The organism is Peteryoungia rhizophila (assembly GCF_004912145.1).
In the GTDB taxonomy this organism is placed as follows: Bacteria; Pseudomonadota; Alphaproteobacteria; order Rhizobiales; family Rhizobiaceae; genus Allorhizobium; species Allorhizobium rhizophilum.
In genome coordinates this window covers 792947-808939 of the sequence record NZ_STGT01000003.1, presented here as the reverse complement: position 1 = coordinate 808939, position 15993 = coordinate 792947, and the positions used below count along the sequence as shown (strand labels likewise).

The following is a 15993-nucleotide window of genomic DNA, read 5'->3' as shown; positions in this document are numbered from 1 at the left end:
CCGGGACACCGACAGTGTCGATGGCCTAGCTTTCCGCCGATCTAAGGGGTGAACCGCATGCGCATTCTCGTCGTTGAAGACGATGCCAACCTGAACCGCCAGCTCGTCGAGGCCCTGCAGGAAGCGGGGTATGTCGTCGACAAGGCTTTCGATGGTGAAGAGGGGCATTTCCTCGGCGACACCGAACCCTATGACGCCGTCATCCTCGACATCGGCCTTCCCGAGATGGACGGCATCACGGTGCTGGAAAAATGGCGTGCTGCGAGCCGGGTTATGCCCGTGCTGATCCTGACGGCCCGTGACCGCTGGTCGGACAAGGTGGCCGGGATCGATGCTGGCGCTGACGATTATGTGACGAAACCCTTCCATGTCGAGGAAGTGCTCGCACGCATCCGGGCGCTGATCCGCCGCGCGGCCGGTCATGCCTCCTCGGAGATCGTCTGCGGTCCGGTCCGCCTCGACACCAAGAGTTCCAAGGCGACCGTCGATGGCCTGACGCTGAAGCTCACCTCGCATGAATACCGGCTCTTGTCCTATCTCATGCATCACATGGGAGAAGTCGTCTCGCGCACCGAATTGGTCGAGCATCTATACGATCAGGATTTCGACCGGGATTCCAACACGATCGAGGTCTTTGTCGGCCGTCTGCGCAAGAAGCTCGGCGTCGACATGATCGAGACGGTGCGCGGCCTCGGCTACCGAATGCAAGCCCCGGCGAAATGAGGATCCGCTCGCTCACCGCGCGCGTCCTTTTGCTTGCCACCCTCTGGTCGGCACTCGGTCTGGTCACCATCGCGGTGGCGATTTCCGCCCTCTACCGTCAGGGCGTCGAACGCGGCTTCAACAATCTCCTGCGTGCCCAGCTCTACAATGTCGTCAATTCCGTCTCGATCGGGGACGGCGATAGCCTGGCCGGCTCGCCGGCGCTCGGGGACCTCCGGTTTTCCCAGCCCGCGACCGGCTGGTACTGGCTGGTCGAGCCGCTCGGCAATTATGCGACCGCACCGCTTGCCTCCGCATCTCTGGGGGTTGCCAACCTCGCCGTGCCGGATGTCGAGGTGACGCCCTTTGACCAGAATTACGAGCGCTTCTACGAGATGGCCGACGAGGTCGGCAACCAGATCCGCGTCGCTGAAACCGAGGTCGTGCTGGATGACCAGGGCCGGGCGGCCCGGTTTCGCGTTTCTGGCAATCTGCAGGTCATCGAGGACGAAATCACCTTCTTCACCAGCCGGCTCTACGGGGCGCTGGCTCTGGTCGGCATCGGCGGCCTGATCGTCAACGGTCTTGCCATTCTCTACGGCCTGAAGCCGCTCGACCGCGCCCGCAGGGCGCTGGAGCGCATACGCCGCGGCGAGGCCGAGCGGATCGAGGGCGACTTTCCGAGCGAGATCCTGCCACTCGCCAACGAGATCAACGCGCTGATCGACAGCAACAGGCGCATCGTCGAGCGGGCGCGCATGCAGGTGGGCAATCTCGCCCATTCGCTGAAGACGCCGATCGCCGTGATGCTCAACGAAGCGCGCACGCTGGACAAGAGCCAGGAGGAGGTGATCGCCTCCCAGGCCGAGGCCATGCAGGCGCAGGTCGCCTCCTACCTCAACCGCGCCCGGATTGCCGCCCAGCGCGACAGCGTTCTTGCCCGCACCGAGGCCCAGCCGGTTCTGGAGCGGCTCGCTCGCGTCATGCGCAAACTGAACGCGGACATCGCCTTCGACCTGATTGTCGAGCCGGATCTCACCTTTGCCATGGAGCAGCAGGACGTCGAGGAAGTCGTCGGCAATCTGCTCGAAAACGCCGCCCGCTTCGCCCGCACCAAGGTGGTGACCCGGGTCGTCATGACGACGCGCGAGGACGACCTGACGGACGGACGGCGCGGGTGGATCGAGGTGGTCGTCGAGGACGACGGGCCCGGCCTGGCACCCGAGCAGATCGGCGAGGCGCTGAAACGCGGCCGAAGGCTGGACGAAAGCAAGCCTGGAACGGGTCTGGGTCTGTCCATCGTCAAGGAGATTTCCGGTGAATATCAGGGCACATTCGGCCTGTCGCGGGCCGGGATTGGTGGACTTCGCGCACAGTTGATCCTACCTGCTGTGACCAAGGACACTGCGTGATTGATTTTCCTGTGAAATTACATAGGTGTATAGGACGGCATTTGGCCGGCTGACGGTGTCGTGCACGAAAGCGTGGTCGGCGCCGTTCGGCATCAACAATTCGACGGGACTTGGAACGGTCTGATGGGTGTGAAGCGCTTCGGGATACTGGCAGCCACCGGCCTGCTGACGCTTGCCCTTATGGGCTGCACCACCTCGGGCAATGGCCGGACCGCCTCTGCCAGGGCCAGTTCTGCTGTCTACATTACGGCCCTGCAAGGCGGGATCGTGGCCCGAGCGGGCGTCGAACTGTCGCGCAGCGAGACGCAGCGCGCACTCGAAGCCGAATACCGGGCGCTGGAGGCAGCTCCAGGTGGTCAGCCTGTGACATGGGCGGGCGGTAACGTTCGCGGCGAAGTGGTTGCGGCAGCGCCCTATCAGGTCGGGAAGCAGAACTGCCGGCAGTTCACCCACAAGGTTGTGAGCAACGGTCGCGAATTGCAGGCCCGCGGTGCGGCCTGCCGCAATCCGAACGGCACCTGGACCCCGCTGAGCTGAACGGGCCGACCCAAACGTGACCTTAAAGCCGAAATTTGATCTTCAGATGGCAAAGCCAATCCTCCCCACTTGACTTGGGTCAAGGCTGGGCCGGTTATGGCGGCATAGAGAATTCTTGCGGCCAAACGCCTCAACTTTCCGTCAGGGGGTGTTTGACTGTTGGATTACACCCGTCCTTGCCGTAATTGAGTTTCATGTTGTTCTGGATCATCTCCGCCCTGCTGACGGTCCTCGTTGCCGTCGTCCTGCTCTCTCCGCTGATGCGAGCTTCGGCCCGTGCGTCCCTCTATGACGAGGGCGAGGCGGCCGTGTATCGCGACCAGTTGCGCGAACTGGACCGGGACAAGGCGTCAGGCCTGATTTCGGCTGATGATGCCGATTATGCCCGCGCCGAAATCGGCCGCCGCCTTCTGGCGATCGCTGGCCGTGCGAAGACTGGTGGGGAGGGGGCCGAACCATCGGAAGCCTCTGCGGCCCGGCCTGTCGGGCGCCGTCGCTACACCTTCTCCCAGGCCTTCATCCTTCTCTGTCTTCCCGTTATCGGGCTTGCCGGGTATCTCGAAATCGGGAGCCCCGGAACGCTCGATGCGCCGCTTGCGGCCCGGATCGAGAACCCGGGTGATGACGTCGACCTTCTCGTGGCCAAGGTAGAGCGGCATCTGGCGGGCAATCCTGAGGATGGCAATGGCTGGAACGTGCTGGCGCCCGTCTATTTCCGTATCGGCCGCCTGCCGGATGCCGAACTCGCCTTTCGCAATGCGATCCGCATTCTGGGCCCTGATGCCGAGCGTATGAACGGTCTCGGCGAAACGCTGGTGCTGCGCAATGACGGGATCGTCACCGACGATGCACAGATGGCCTTCCAGGCGGCGCTGAAGATCGAGCCGAACAATCCGCGTGCCGATTTCTATCTGGCGCTGGCGCTCGAACAATCCGGTCGCCGGGCGGAGGCGCTCGCCGCCTTCCAGGCGATTGCCGCAGCCTCTCCGCCGACGGCGCCCTGGATGGCGCTGGTCAACCAGCACATTGCGGCCAACAGCGCTGGCGTGCCGCTTGCCAATGCGTCGCCCCAAGTGGCTGCGCCCCAACAGGCCCCGACCGCCGCCAATCCGGCAGCACCCGGCAACCCCTCTGCAGACGACATTGCCAATGCTCAACAGATGTCAGAGGCCGATCGCGGCGAAATGATCCGCGGCATGGTGGCGAGCCTCGATGCGCGGCTGAAGGAAGATCCCAACAATTTCGAAGGCTGGATGCGGCTCGTCCGCTCCTATGCCATGCTGAAGGATACGAACCGGGCGGAAGCCGCGCTGAAGGATGGTCTCAAGGCCTTCCCGGCTGCGGGCGCCGAGGGGCAGCAGCTGATTGCCATGGCAAAAGAGCTTGGCCTTGATGTCGAAGAGGTGAGCCAATGACCCGCAAACAGAAACGCCTCGCGGTGATTGCCGGCGGCATGGGTTTCATTCTGACGGCTGTGCTTTTGATCATGTTCGCCTTCGGGCAATCGATCGCTTACTTCTATGTGCCGGGTGATCTCGCCAAGGCCGACCTGCAGCCGGGCACCCGCATCCGCCTCGGCGGACTGGTCGAGACGGGCTCCGTCGTGCGCGGCGAGGGCTCGACGATCACCTTCACGGTCACGGACACGCTGAGCGAGCTTCCCGTCACCTATACCGGCATCCTGCCCGACCTGTTCCGCGAGGGGCAGGGGGTGGTGGCGGAAGGGCGCTTCGAGGGCGTGGGCAAGGTCTTCGTGGCAGACACCGTGCTCGCCAAACACGACGAGACCTATATGCCGAAGGACGTGGCCGATCGTCTGAAGGCGCAAGGGGTGGAACTCAGCGGCAAGGAAGAGATCCAATGATCATCGAGCTTGGCCATTATGCTCTCGTGCTGGCGCTCGCCACCTGTCTCGTCGTCTCCATTCTGCCGGTGATCGGCGCGCGGCGCGGGGATGCGGCGATGATGGCGGTGGCGACGACCGGCACCTATGCGCTCTTCCTGCTCGTCGCCTTTTCCTTCGCGGTCCTCACCTTCGGCTATGTCGTCTCCGACTTCTCGGTGCAGAACGTCTTCCAGAACTCTCACTCGCTGAAGCCGATGATCTACAAGGTCTCCGGCGTCTGGGGGAACCATGAAGGCTCGATGCTGCTCTGGGTGCTGATACTCGCCTTCTTCAGCGCCATGGTCGCCTTTTTCGGCACCAACCTGCCGGATCGGCTCAAGGCGAATGTGCTGGCGGTCCAGGCCTGGATCACGACGGCCTTCACGCTCTTCATTCTCCTGACCTCGAACCCCTTCATCCGCCTGTCGCCGATCCCGGCCGAGGGGCAGGACCTCAATCCGGTCCTGCAGGATATCGGCCTCGCGATCCATCCGCCGCTGCTCTATCTTGGCTATGTCGGCTTCTCCGTCTGTTTCTCCTTTGCGATTGCCGCTCTGATGGACGGACGCATCGATGCCGCCTGGGCACGTTGGGTGCGGCCCTGGACGCTGGCGGCCTGGGTATTCCTGACGGCCGGCATCTCGATGGGCTCCTACTGGGCCTATTACGAACTCGGCTGGGGTGGCTGGTGGTTCTGGGACCCGGTCGAAAACGCCTCCTTCATGCCCTGGCTGGCGGGCACGGCGCTTCTGCATTCGGCGCTCGTGATGGAAAAGCGCGATGCCTTGAAGATCTGGACGGTGCTGCTCGCCATCATCGCTTTTTCGCTGTCGCTGCTCGGCACCTTCCTGGTGCGCTCGGGCGTGCTCACCTCGGTGCACGCCTTCGCGACCGATCCGACGCGCGGCGTGTTCATTCTCGGGATTCTCGTGATCTTCATCGGCGGGGCCTTCACCCTCTTTTTGCTGCGCGCGCCGATGCTGAAGGCCGGCGGCCTGTTCCAGCCGATCTCGCGTGAGGGCGCACTCGTCCTCAACAACCTGATCCTGACGGTCTCCACCGCTTCGGTGCTGATCGGCACGCTTTATCCGCTGCTTTTGGAGACGCTGACGGGCGAGAAGATCTCGGTTGGTCCGCCCTTCTTCAACATTACCTTCGGGCTTCTGATGATCCCGCTCCTGCTGGCGGTGCCCTTCGGGCCCTTCCTCGCCTGGAAGCGCGGCGATCTCCTGGCTGCCCTTCAGCGGCTTTACGTGGCGGCCGCACTCTCGCTCGTTCTCGGTCTCGGGCTCTGGTACGCCCAGAACGGCGGGCCTATCATGGCGGTGGCCGGCCTGGCGCTCGCCTTCTTCGTCATGGGCGGCGCTCTCTCCGATCTCTGGTACCGCGCCGGTTTCGGCAAGCATCCGCTGTCGACAGCCTGGAGCCGCCTCAAGGGCCTGCCGCGTTCGGCTTTCGGCACGGCGCTTGCGCATTTCGGTATGGGCTTGACCGTGCTTGGCGTCGTCGCGGTCACCACCTTCGAAACGGAAACCGTGGTCGAGATGAAGCCGGGCATGACGGCGGAGGCCGGCGGTTACGTCGTGACCTTCGACGGCATTCGCGCCGCCACGGGACCGAATTACACCGAGGACCAGGGGCATTTCACCATCCGCGAGGGTGGTGTCGAAGTGGCCGATGTCTGGTCTTCGAAGCGACTTTACACCGCCCGCCAGATGCCGACGACGGAAGCCGGCATCGTCACCTTCGGCTTCAGCCAGCTCTATGTGTCGCTGGGTGACCCGATGGCAGATGGCGGCATCGTCGTCCGCGTCTGGTGGAAACCCTGGATCCTCTGCATCTGGTACGGCACGATCGTGATGATGGCGGGCGGTATCGTATCGCTCTCCGACCGCAGACTGCGTGTTGGCGCGCCGAAGCGGGCCAAGGTGGCGGCGAAGCCGGCGCTGGAGGCTGCGGAGTGATGGCCTGGTTTCAGAAGATTGCCCCTCATCCGGCTGCCGCCACCTTCTCCCCGCAGGCGGGGAGAAGGGCGAACCCGCCGATATCAGCCATTCCCTCTCCCCGCTGGCGGGGAGAGGGTCAGGGTGAGGGGCTACGACGTCTGACACTTCGGCGCCTTTTCCTCTTTCTCGCCCTTCTTCTCACCCCGATCCACGCCTTCGCGGTCAATCCGGACGAAGTGCTCGCCGATCCCGCTCTCGAACAGCGGGCGCGGGCACTGTCGGCGGAACTGCGCTGCATGGTCTGCCAGAACCAGTCGATCGACGATTCCAATGCAGAACTGGCCCGCGACCTGCGCGTGGTGGTGCGCGAGCGGCTGGTGGGGGGCGATAGCGACGAGCAGGTGCTGGATTATGTCGTGTCGCGCTACGGGGAATTCGTGCTGCTTAAGCCGAGGCTCAGTGTCCGCACAATCGGGCTTTGGGGCGCACCGGCAGCACTTGCTATCATCGGGCTTATCGTGGCTGTCGTTTATACGCGCAGGCGGGCCGTGCAGCCGGTGGCAAAGCTTTCGCCGGAGGAGGAAGCACGACTGGGGAAGTTGCTGGATCGGGAGTGACGAGGTCAGGCCGTGGGCGAGAAGGTGACTTTCACGCCGGAGCGCCCTTGATGACGGCGTCTAGCTCGGTAAGCACGTCGTCGGCGTCTATTCCCTCGCCACTGGCCGTCGCTTTCTGCGCCTCTGCCATTTCCTCGATCTCGCGACCTTCCTGGGCCATGTAGGCCTTCAGCGCCCTTACCATGACCCAGCTACGGCTGCGTTCGCAAGCATCCGCAACCGCTTGGATCTCGGCCAGAAGGTCGAGCGGTAATCTAAGCGTGATTGGATCGGACAGCTTCTGTTTCGGCATCGCTTTTTGCTCCGTTTGTAATACGGAGTGTAGCTTCGGTGCAGGTTGGGTCAAATGCATCCCAATCAGCCTCCAAACATTACCAACAATTCATCTGCCGTACAGTTCGCCGTAACCTGACAGCTCCTATATCTCTCCTCATCCACCGCTTCCCACCGCCGGGTTGTCCGGCGGCTCCAGTCAGAAGAACAGATGAAGGTAGATCACATGTCCGAGAACAAAGGTCGTTCGCTGAAATCGATCCTGAAGACCTCCACCTCAGCGGGCCTCGCCGCCATGATGCTGGTGACGGCTGCCCCCTTCGCCGCTGTGCCGGCGCTTGCCGCACCGGTGGAAGTGAACGCGCCGCAGGTTCCGAGCTTCGGCGACGTCGTCCAGGCCGTCCTGCCGGCCGTCGTCTCCGTCCGCGTCCAGTCGAATGTCCAGAACACGTCGTCCGACGAAAGCAATTTCTCCTTCAACTTCGGCGGCCGCAGCTTCGAGGACCTGCCGGATGATCACCCGTTGAAGCGCTTCTTCCGCGAATTCGGTGGTCCTGGCATGGAAGCCCCGCGCGGTGACCGTGGCCCGCGCGCCGAGCGTGGCCCGGGTCGCCTGCGTCCGACCTCGCAAGGCTCCGGCTTCTTCATCTCCGAAGACGGCTATATCGTCACCAACAACCACGTCATCGATGACGGTGCTGCCTTCACCATCGTGATGAACGACGGCAAGGAATACGATGCCAAGCTGGTCGGCAAGGACAGTCGCACCGACCTCGCGCTGCTCAAGATCGACGAGCCCGACACGAAGTTCACCTATGTGAAGTTCGCAGACGACGAGAAGGTCCGCGTCGGTGACTGGGTTGTCGCAGTCGGCAATCCCTTCGGCCTCGGCGGCACCGTGACCGCCGGCATCATCTCGGCCCGCGGCCGCAACATCGGCTCCGGCCCCTATGACGACTACCTGCAGATCGATGCGGCCGTGAACCGCGGCAATTCGGGTGGTCCCGGCTTCAACCTGAACGGCGAAGTGGTCGGCATCAACACCGCCATCTTCTCGCCCTCGGGCGGCAATGTCGGCATCGCCTTCGCCATCCCGGCCTCGGTCGCGACTGATGTCATCGCCAAGCTCAAGGAAACAGGCACGGTTTCGCGCGGCTGGCTCGGCGTGCAGATCCAGCCGGTCACTCAGGACATCGCCGATAGCCTCGGCCTCGCCGAAGACAGTGGCGCCCTCGTCGTCGCCCCGCAGGCCGGTTCGCCCGGTGAAGCGGCGGGCATCAAGCAGGGGGACGTGGTGACGGCGGTCAACGGCGATCCGGTCAAGGATCCGCGTGAACTCGCTCGCCGCATCGCAGCTTATGCACCTGACACCACCGTGGACGTGTCGCTGTGGCGTGATGGCAAGGCGACCGAAGTCAAGGTCAAGCTCGGCGAACTGCCGGCAGACCAGGCCGCGAGCGCAGAGACCGAGAACAACGCGGCTCCGGCTCCGGAAGCCGAGCAGGAACTGTCGAACCTCGGTCTTTCGGTTCGTCCAGCCGATGGCGGAAACGGCCTTGCGATCGTCGATGTCGATCCCGACAGCGATGCCGCCGACAAGGGCCTGAAGGCCGGCGAGACGATCACCTCGGTCAACAACCAGGAAGTCTCGTCTGCTGCCGACGTGCAGAAGGTCCTCGACCAGGCCAAAAAGGACGGCCGTACCCGGGCGCTCTTCCAGGTCGAATCGGAAAGCGGCAGCCGCTTCGTGGCTCTCCCGATCAACCAGGGCTGATTGTGATGTGACATGGGGCGCCGGCGGTCGAGGACCGGCGGCGCCCTTTGTCGTTTCCGGCGGTCGGTGACCGTCTCGTGTCAGGAAAGGACGAAGCATGGGGATCGCGGAACAAGGACAGCCGAAGTCCGGCGAAACCGGCTATACGGTGGCGGATGCCGAGGCTAATGTCGCGCGCATGAAAATACTTGTCATCGAAGACGATCTGGAAGCCGCAGCCTACATGACCAAGGCCTTTCGCGAGGCCGGCATTGTCGCCGATCACGCCAGTGACGGCGAAAGTGGCCTCTTCATGGGCACGGAAAACACCTATGACGTGATGGTCGTCGACCGCATGTTGCCGCGCCGGGACGGCCTGTCGGTCATCAGCGAGTTGCGCAAGCGCGGCATTGATACGCCCGTCCTCATCCTTTCGGCCCTCGGCCAGGTCGACGATCGGGTCACGGGCCTGCGCGCCGGTGGTGACGACTACCTGCCGAAACCTTATGCCTTTTCCGAATTGCTCGCCCGCGTCGAGGTGCTAGGTCGCCGCAAGGGCAAGCCGGAGCAGGACATGGCCTACCGCGTCGGCGATCTCGAGCTCGATCGCCTCTCCCATGAGGTGAAACGGGCGGGGAAGGAGATACTGCTGCAGCCGCGCGAATTCCGTCTGCTCGAATATCTGATGAAAAATGCCGGCCAGGTGGTGACCCGCACCATGCTGCTCGAACACGTTTGGGACTATCACTTCGACCCGCAGACCAATGTCATCGACGTGCATGTCTCGCGCCTGCGCTCGAAAATCGAGAAGGATTTTGACCGGCCGCTTCTGAAGACCGTGCGCGGCGCGGGTTACATGATCAAGGACGAAGGCTGACATGCAGCTGAAGTCCCGACTCGGGGTGCTGGCCAAGTCGACGGCCGTCCGGCTTTCCGCCCTCTACATCGTTCTTTTCGCGCTTTGCGCTGCCTTTCTCGTCTTCTACGTGACGGGGCTTGCCGAGCGTATACTGAACAACCAAACACGTGACGCGCTGCGCCAGGAAGTGACGGAGATCCAGGGGGCCTTCGAACGCGGTGGGATCAACCAGCTCTTGCGGACCATGGAGCGCCGCGCCCGCCAGCCGGGGGCGAACCTCTACGTGATCGCCAGCCCGAACGGCGAGATCCTCGCGGGCAACGTCGCCTCCCTGCAGCCCGGTGTGTTCGACGAGGAGGGCTGGACCAAGTTTCCGTTCCGCTACCAACGCTATACTGACAGCGGCGGCGTGAAGCGCCATCTAGCGACCGGCCATGTTTTCCTGCTGGACAATGGTATCAGGGTCCTCGTCGGCCGCGATCTCGGCGAGCCGGGCAAGCTTCGGCTGCTCGTGCGCCAGGCGCTGATGGTGGCACTGCTGATCATGGGCGTGGGCGCGGTGGTCATCTGGTTTGCCATCGGCCGCAATGCGCTGAAACGCATCGACCGTGTTTCGGCGGCGAGCCAGAAGATCATGGCGGGTGACCTCTCGCAGCGGCTTCCGGTCTCTGGCTCGGGTGACGAGTTCGACCGCCTGTCGTCGTCGTTGAACGGCATGCTGGGGCGTATCGAGCAGTTGAACGAGGGCCTGAAACAGGTTTCCGACAATATCGCCCACGACCTGAAAACACCGCTGACGCGCCTGCGCAACAAGGCGGCCGATGCGCTGAACGAGGATGATGCGCAGGCGAGGAAAGTGGCGCTGGAAACGATCATTTCCGAATCCGACCAGCTGATCCGCACCTTCAACGCGCTTTTGATGATCTCCCGCGTCGAGGCAGGGTCGATCGCGGCGGAACTCACCGACATCGACATATCCGCCATCGCTGCGGATAGCGCCGAACTCTACGAGCCGGTAGCGGAAGAGGCGGGCCAGATCATGGTCTGCCAGATAGCACCGGGCTTGTCGGTACGCGGCAACCGCGAACTCGTGGGCCAGGCGATCGCCAATCTGATCGACAATGCGATCAAATACGGCAGTCAGGGAGAGGCCGCTTCGGAAATAAGGGTGCGCGTGTCGCGTGGGGCCGAGGGTGTGGAAATTTCGGTCTCGGACCAGGGGCCGGGCATTCCAGAAGACAAACGCGGCGAGGTGGTCAAGCGCTTCGTGCGGCTGGACAAGAGCCGTTCGAAGCCCGGCACGGGGCTGGGGCTTTCGCTGGTCGAGGCGATCATGGCCCTGCATGGCGGGCGGCTGGTCCTGTCCGACACGCGTGGCCACCCTGACCATCCGGGCCTGACGGCGACCATGGTCTTTCCCGGAATGAGGCCGTAACCTAGCCCGGGCTGGAGATTCGCCAAGAAATCTCGGCCGGGATAGGAGACGCTGATGGGAGACGGCAGGACGAGCAGATTGTCCGATGTGGTGGAGGGCGTGATCCGTCCGCTCAACCAGACGGAACTGAAAGCGGCAGCCAGCCTGCTGAAAGACCTGACGAAGCAGGAGCCGGGACTTGCCGAGCATCTCTCGACAGAAGGACCGCTGCGCCAATTCGTGCTCTCGGCCTTCACCCTTTCCCCCTATCTGCGCGATGTCGCGAACCTGAAGCCGTCGCTGCTGCTCGAATCCGTGACGGTTCCCCTGGAGCCACAGCTCCTCGACGCGATTGACGAAGCCCGCACCGCCTGGAAGCCCGACGCATCCGGTGCCGCACCTTCCGAGGCGGAGGTTATGGCACGGCTGAGGCGTGCCAAACGCAAGGTGGCCTTTCTCACCGCTGTCGCCGATCTCGCCCGCGTCTTCACCGCGCGCGACACGACCGCCTGGCTGAGTGCCGTGGCCGATGCGGCGGTAGCGGCGGCGATCGATCACCTGCTGCTGGCTGGTCATGACGGCGGCAAGCTGACGCTGAAGGATCGCGACAATCCGGCCGAAGGCAGCGGGCTTCTCGTGCTCGGCATGGGCAAGCTTGGTGCGCGCGAGCTCAACTATTCCTCCGACATCGACCTGGTCATCTTCTACGATCCGGAAGCCGGCATCCTGAAGGACCCCGATGATGCCATGGAGACCTATGGCCGGATGATGCGCCGTCTTGTGCGTATCCTGCAGGAGCGCACGGCCGACGGTTATGTCTTCCGCACCGACTTGCGGCTGCGCCCCGATCCGGGCTCGACGCCGCTCGCAGTCCCGGTCGAGGCGGCGCTGATCTATTACGAGGGCAGGGGCCAGAACTGGGAACGCGCGGCCTTCATCAAGGCGCGGCCGGTGGCCGGCGACCTGAAGGCCGGCGAGGGGTTCCTGCGGGAACTCGTGCCCTTCGTCTTCCGCAAATATCTCGACTATGCGGCGATTGCCGACATCCATTCGATCAAGCGCCAGATCCATGTGCACAAGGGCCATGGCGCGATCGCAGTGAAGGGGCACAACGTCAAGCTCGGCCGCGGCGGCATTCGCGAGATCGAGTTTTTCGCCCAGACGCAGCAGCTGATCGCCGGTGGCCGCATGCCGGACCTGCGCTGCCGCCCGACCGAGGAGGCGTTGAAGGCGCTCGCGTCTGCGCGCTGGATCGACGGGCAGACGGCGGAGGAGCTGACCGACTGCTACTGGTTCCTGCGCGATGTCGAACACCGCATCCAGATGGTGCATGACGAGCAGACCCATGTGCTGCCGGAGACGGAGGCAGAGCTGAAGCGCATCGCCTTCATGCTGGGTTTCATCGACACGACGGCCTTCTCCCGGGCACTGGAAACGGCGCTGAAGACGGTCGAAAAACGCTATGCCCGACTGTTTGAAAAGGAAGAGGGCCTGTCGAGTTCGACCGGCAATCTCGTCTTTACCGGCCAGCAGGATGATCCGGATACACTGAAGACCCTGAAGGGCCTCGGCTTCGAGCGGCCGGAGGACATTTCCCGTGTCATCCGCACCTGGCATTATGGTCGCTACCGCGCCACGCAATCGGTGGAAGCGCGCGAGCGGTTGACCGAGATGACGCCGGATCTTTTGAAGGCCTTCGGCGAGAGCCGGCGGGCGGACGAGGCGCTGCTGCGCTTCGACAGCTTCCTGTCGGGCCTGCCCGCCGGCATCCAGCTCTTTTCCCTGCTCGGCAACAATCCCGCCCTTCTCCACCGGATGGTCAACATCATGGCGGCTGCTCCGCGGCTCGCCGAGATCATCGCCCAGCGCCCGCATGTCTTTGACGGTATGCTGGATCCGGGCCTTCTGGTTGAACTTCCCACTCGCGACTATCTCGGCAAGCGCCTGAAGAGTTTTCTCTCCAGCGCCCGCCACTATGAGGAAATCCTCGACCGGCTGCGCATCTTCGCCGCCGAGCAGCGCTTCCTGATCGGGATCCGCTTGCTGACCGGCTCGATCGGCGGCGCCCAGGCCGGACATGCCTTCACCGATCTTGCCGGCCTCGTCATCGACGAGGCCTTGAAGGCGGTTGTTGCGGAGATGGAGGCAGCTCATGGCAAGATACCCGGTGGTCGGGTGGCACTCGCCGGTATGGGCAAACTCGGCTCCTTCGAACTGACTGCGGGCTCGGATGTCGACCTGATCCTGCTCTACGAACATGACGATGAGGCGGCGGAATCGGCTGGCGCCAAGCCGCTCGATCCGGTGCGATATTTCACGAGGCTGACCCAGCGGCTCATCGCGGCGCTCTCGGCGCCGACGGCCGAAGGCGTGCTCTACGAGGTCGACATGCGGCTTCGGCCATCCGGCAACAAGGGGCCGGTCGCGACGCGGCTGCGCTCTTTCGCCCGCTATCAGCGCGAAGAGGCCTGGACCTGGGAGCACATGGCGCTGTCCAGGGCGCGCATGCTCTGCGGCGACCAGAGCCTGATGGAGGAGGCCGAAGGCATCGTCGAGGAGGTGCTCGCGGCGCCGAGGGATACGGCGAAGACCACCAAGGACGTCGTCGAGATGCGGGCGCTGATCGAACAGGAGAAGCCGCCGAAGGATATCTGGGACGTCAAGCTCATTCCCGGTGGCCTGATCGACATTGAGTTCATCGCGCAATATCTGGCGCTCGTGGCCCCGGCCAAGGGGCTCCGCGTCCGCACCAACGAGCTGTCGACGGCGGATGCGTTAAAGGCCTTGGGTAAGCTCATCGACCCCAACGATCTCGACACGTGTCTGGCTGCCTTGAAGCTCTATACCGATCTGTCGCAGGTCATCCGGCTCTGCATCGATGGACCCTTCGATCCCGCAAACGTCCCGGCGGGTCTTACCGACCGCGTGGCACGCGCGGCTGACTGCCCTGACCTGAAGGCGACGGAAGCCGAGATCAAGCGGCTGTCAAAGGCCGTGCGCAAGGTGTTTTCGCGGGTGGTGGCCGGCTGACGCTGCTCTATGCGTCGCCTCGGCCGCTGATCAGCTTCAACGGCTTCAGGCCGAAGCCGAGGAGCAGGTTGAAGGTGGCGCGGTCGAGCAGGAAAACGAGGAGCGCCACCACCGGCCAGACGGCGCAGGCGAGAATGAAGGCGGTGAGCCAGTCGTTGATCGTCAGATGGGCAAGGGTCGCAGCCGCGAGCAGGGCGAAGGGCAAGGCGAGCGGCAGGACGACGCGGCGCAGGATGCCGCTCAGGGCCAGATGGCCGCTGAAATCGAAGAGCGAACGCAGCGCCGCAGCAATCGCTGCACCGACGATGCCGAATTGCATGGTCAGCAGGACGAGCACGCCGGCGAAGGGGACGAGCAGGCCAAGATGCAGCTTGGCGATGAGATCCGGCCGGCGCTGGCTGTGGATCAGCCAGTAGGGTGCGAAGATCAGCGAATTGAGCCAGATCGAGGTGACGAGGATCGTGGCAGGCAGGCGCGCCCGCTCGGCAAAGGCTTCGCCCAGCCAGAGCGTCAGCAGCGGGTCCATCAGCAGGATGATCGATGCGCAGATGCCGCCATAGAGGAGGGCGGTGACAACCAGGACGCGGGCGCTGAGCGTCTTGGCTTCCTCGGCCTCAGAGCTTGCAAGGCGCGGGAAGATCGCCCGCGAGATGGCGCCCGGGATGATCTGGCTGCGCGAGATCAGGTTGAGCGGCACGGCGTAATAGGTGACGGCGGCGACGCCGAAGAAGCGGCCGACCATCAGCTGGTCGAGCGAACCGAGGATCGGAGTGAGCACCGAGGAAATCGTCACCCAGCCACCATAGGACAGGAGCTTGCGCGCCCGTTCCATATCGAAATCGGTGATCCGGATGGGGCCCTCGATCCGGTTGATCGCGACGAAGATGGCGAGCATCAGCAGCACACGGGCAAGGACCGCGCCGGGGATGACGGTGCCGAGGTCCGGCGAGACGAAGACGGCGAAGGCGAGCGGCAGGATCTGCGCGAAGATCGCGCCCGAGACCTGCAGGACATTGGCGAGCGCGAAATTCTCCCGTGCTTCGATCGCATCGATGCCGGCACCGTTCAGGATGACGAGCGGCAAGAGAAGCGCGATCCAGGGCATGGCCGCCTTCACTTCATCCTCGATCTCGAGCGGGACCTGCACAACGCCGCCGACGATATAAGAGCCGAGCAGATAGAGCAGGAAGGCGCCGAAGAAGGTCATCGACGCATTGATGGTGAAGGACGTGACGATGACGCGGGCGCGTTCGCGCTGGTCGGAATGGTCGAGGCGGGCCAGTGCATTGATGGTGGCGGGGGCAAGGCCAAGCTCAAGAAAGCCGAGATAGCCGATCATCACCCAGATTAGGGAGATGACGCCGTAACGGGCATCGCCGACGTAATCGATATAGACGGGGACGGTCAGGATCATCACCGGGATCGGCAACAGAGCGCCGATCAGGTTGATGATGAAATTGACATAGAGCCGATTGCGCGGCTTGCCTTCACTGGCCATTGCGGTCCCTGTTTGTCCCTGCGGCTTCTCGCCGGACTGTCCCGAGCCTGTCATGGCCCGGTGACCC

General features: G+C 63.7%; 13 protein-coding genes. 11 read left to right on the top strand and 2 right to left on the bottom strand.

The annotated features are described in order from the left end of the window. Positions 1 to 57 precede the first annotated feature (57 nt). From E9677_RS15055 to E9677_RS15025, 7 genes are all read left to right on the top strand, one after another. A complete protein-coding gene (locus E9677_RS15055) occupies positions 58 to 723 on the top strand; it encodes a response regulator transcription factor (protein ID WP_136558871.1) in 666 nt (221 codons plus the stop codon). Continuing rightward, positions 720 to 2114: a sensor histidine kinase gene (locus tag E9677_RS15050; protein WP_136558870.1), complete on the top strand. Its 1395-nt coding sequence runs from the start codon at positions 720 to 722 to the stop codon at positions 2112 to 2114. Before E9677_RS15055 ends, E9677_RS15050 begins: the two co-directional genes overlap by 4 nt. 123 nt (positions 2115 to 2237) lie before the next feature. Further along, positions 2238 to 2651, top strand: a complete 414-nt coding sequence (locus E9677_RS15045; protein WP_136558869.1) for a hypothetical protein — start codon at positions 2238 to 2240, stop codon at positions 2649 to 2651. 194 nt (positions 2652 to 2845) lie between these two features. Then, positions 2846 to 4066, top strand: coding sequence for a c-type cytochrome biogenesis protein CcmI (ccmI, locus tag E9677_RS15040; RefSeq protein WP_136558868.1), 1221 nt, complete (start codon positions 2846 to 2848; stop codon positions 4064 to 4066). Then, positions 4063 to 4515, top strand: coding sequence for a cytochrome c maturation protein CcmE (gene ccmE, locus E9677_RS15035; RefSeq protein WP_136558867.1), 453 nt, complete (start codon positions 4063 to 4065; stop codon positions 4513 to 4515). The genes ccmI and ccmE overlap by 4 nt, the downstream gene beginning before the upstream one ends. Next, positions 4512 to 6500, top strand: coding sequence for a heme lyase CcmF/NrfE family subunit (locus tag E9677_RS15030; RefSeq protein ID WP_136558866.1), 1989 nt, complete (start codon positions 4512 to 4514; stop codon positions 6498 to 6500). Before ccmE ends, E9677_RS15030 begins: the two co-directional genes overlap by 4 nt. A gap of 140 nt (positions 6501 to 6640) precedes the next feature. Further along, a complete protein-coding gene (locus E9677_RS15025) occupies positions 6641 to 7099 on the top strand; it encodes a cytochrome c-type biogenesis protein (protein WP_136559074.1) in 459 nt (152 codons plus the stop codon). A 31-nt stretch (positions 7100 to 7130) separates the two neighbouring features. On the opposite strand, the gene E9677_RS15020 is transcribed toward E9677_RS15025, so the two are convergent. Further along, entirely contained in the window at positions 7131 to 7391 is a 261-nt protein-coding gene (locus E9677_RS15020) for a CopG family ribbon-helix-helix protein (protein WP_136558865.1), read from the bottom strand. 207 nt (positions 7392 to 7598) lie between these two features. Between E9677_RS15020 and E9677_RS15015 the strand changes: the two genes are divergently transcribed. The 4 genes from E9677_RS15015 to E9677_RS15000 all read left to right on the top strand — a co-directional run bounded on the left by E9677_RS15015 (position 7599) and on the right by E9677_RS15000 (position 14428). Further along, entirely contained in the window at positions 7599 to 9146 is a 1548-nt protein-coding gene (locus tag E9677_RS15015; RefSeq protein WP_235882961.1) for a Do family serine endopeptidase, read from the top strand. A gap of 97 nt (positions 9147 to 9243) precedes the next feature. Beyond that, positions 9244 to 10002: a response regulator transcription factor gene (locus E9677_RS15010; RefSeq protein WP_136558863.1), complete on the top strand. Its 759-nt coding sequence runs from the start codon at positions 9244 to 9246 to the stop codon at positions 10000 to 10002. Between the two features lies 1 nt (position 10003). Then, complete coding sequence (locus E9677_RS15005; RefSeq protein WP_136558862.1) at positions 10004 to 11419, top strand: sensor histidine kinase; 1416 nt, start codon at positions 10004 to 10006, stop codon at positions 11417 to 11419. A gap of 54 nt (positions 11420 to 11473) precedes the next feature. Beyond that, on the top strand, positions 11474 to 14428 hold the full coding sequence (locus E9677_RS15000; RefSeq protein ID WP_136558861.1) for a bifunctional [glutamine synthetase] adenylyltransferase/[glutamine synthetase]-adenylyl-L-tyrosine phosphorylase: 2955 nt from the start codon (positions 11474 to 11476) through the stop codon (positions 14426 to 14428). Between the two features lie 7 nt (positions 14429 to 14435). Here the strand turns inward: E9677_RS15000 and E9677_RS14995 are convergent, their stop codons facing one another. After that, positions 14436 to 15980, bottom strand: coding sequence for a flippase (locus E9677_RS14995; RefSeq protein ID WP_136558860.1), 1545 nt, complete (start codon positions 15978 to 15980; stop codon positions 14436 to 14438). Between the last annotated feature and the right edge of the window lie 13 nt (positions 15981 to 15993).

Bases quoted from the DNA above. Each gene is read 5' to 3' on its own strand.
- E9677_RS14995 (WP_136558860.1), bottom strand. From the start codon at position 15,980: ATGACAGGCTCGGGACAGTCCGGCGAGAAGCCGCAGGGACAAACAGGG.
- E9677_RS15010 (WP_136558863.1), top strand. From the start codon at position 9,244: ATGGGGATCGCGGAACAAGGACAGCCGAAGTCCGGCGAAACCGGCTAT.
- ccmI (WP_136558868.1), top strand. From the start codon at position 2,846: ATGTTGTTCTGGATCATCTCCGCCCTGCTGACGGTCCTCGTTGCCGTC.
- E9677_RS15000 (WP_136558861.1), top strand. From the start codon at position 11,474: ATGGGAGACGGCAGGACGAGCAGATTGTCCGATGTGGTGGAGGGCGTG.
- E9677_RS15015 (WP_235882961.1), top strand. From the start codon at position 7,599: ATGTCCGAGAACAAAGGTCGTTCGCTGAAATCGATCCTGAAGACCTCC.
- E9677_RS15045 (WP_136558869.1), top strand. From the start codon at position 2,238: ATGGGTGTGAAGCGCTTCGGGATACTGGCAGCCACCGGCCTGCTGACG.
- E9677_RS15005 (WP_136558862.1), top strand. From the start codon at position 10,004: ATGCAGCTGAAGTCCCGACTCGGGGTGCTGGCCAAGTCGACGGCCGTC.
- E9677_RS15055 (WP_136558871.1), top strand. From the start codon at position 58: ATGCGCATTCTCGTCGTTGAAGACGATGCCAACCTGAACCGCCAGCTC.
- E9677_RS15030 (WP_136558866.1), top strand. From the start codon at position 4,512: ATGATCATCGAGCTTGGCCATTATGCTCTCGTGCTGGCGCTCGCCACC.
- E9677_RS15020 (WP_136558865.1), bottom strand. From the start codon at position 7,391: ATGCCGAAACAGAAGCTGTCCGATCCAATCACGCTTAGATTACCGCTC.
- E9677_RS15050 (WP_136558870.1), top strand. From the start codon at position 720: ATGAGGATCCGCTCGCTCACCGCGCGCGTCCTTTTGCTTGCCACCCTC.
- ccmE (WP_136558867.1), top strand. From the start codon at position 4,063: ATGACCCGCAAACAGAAACGCCTCGCGGTGATTGCCGGCGGCATGGGT.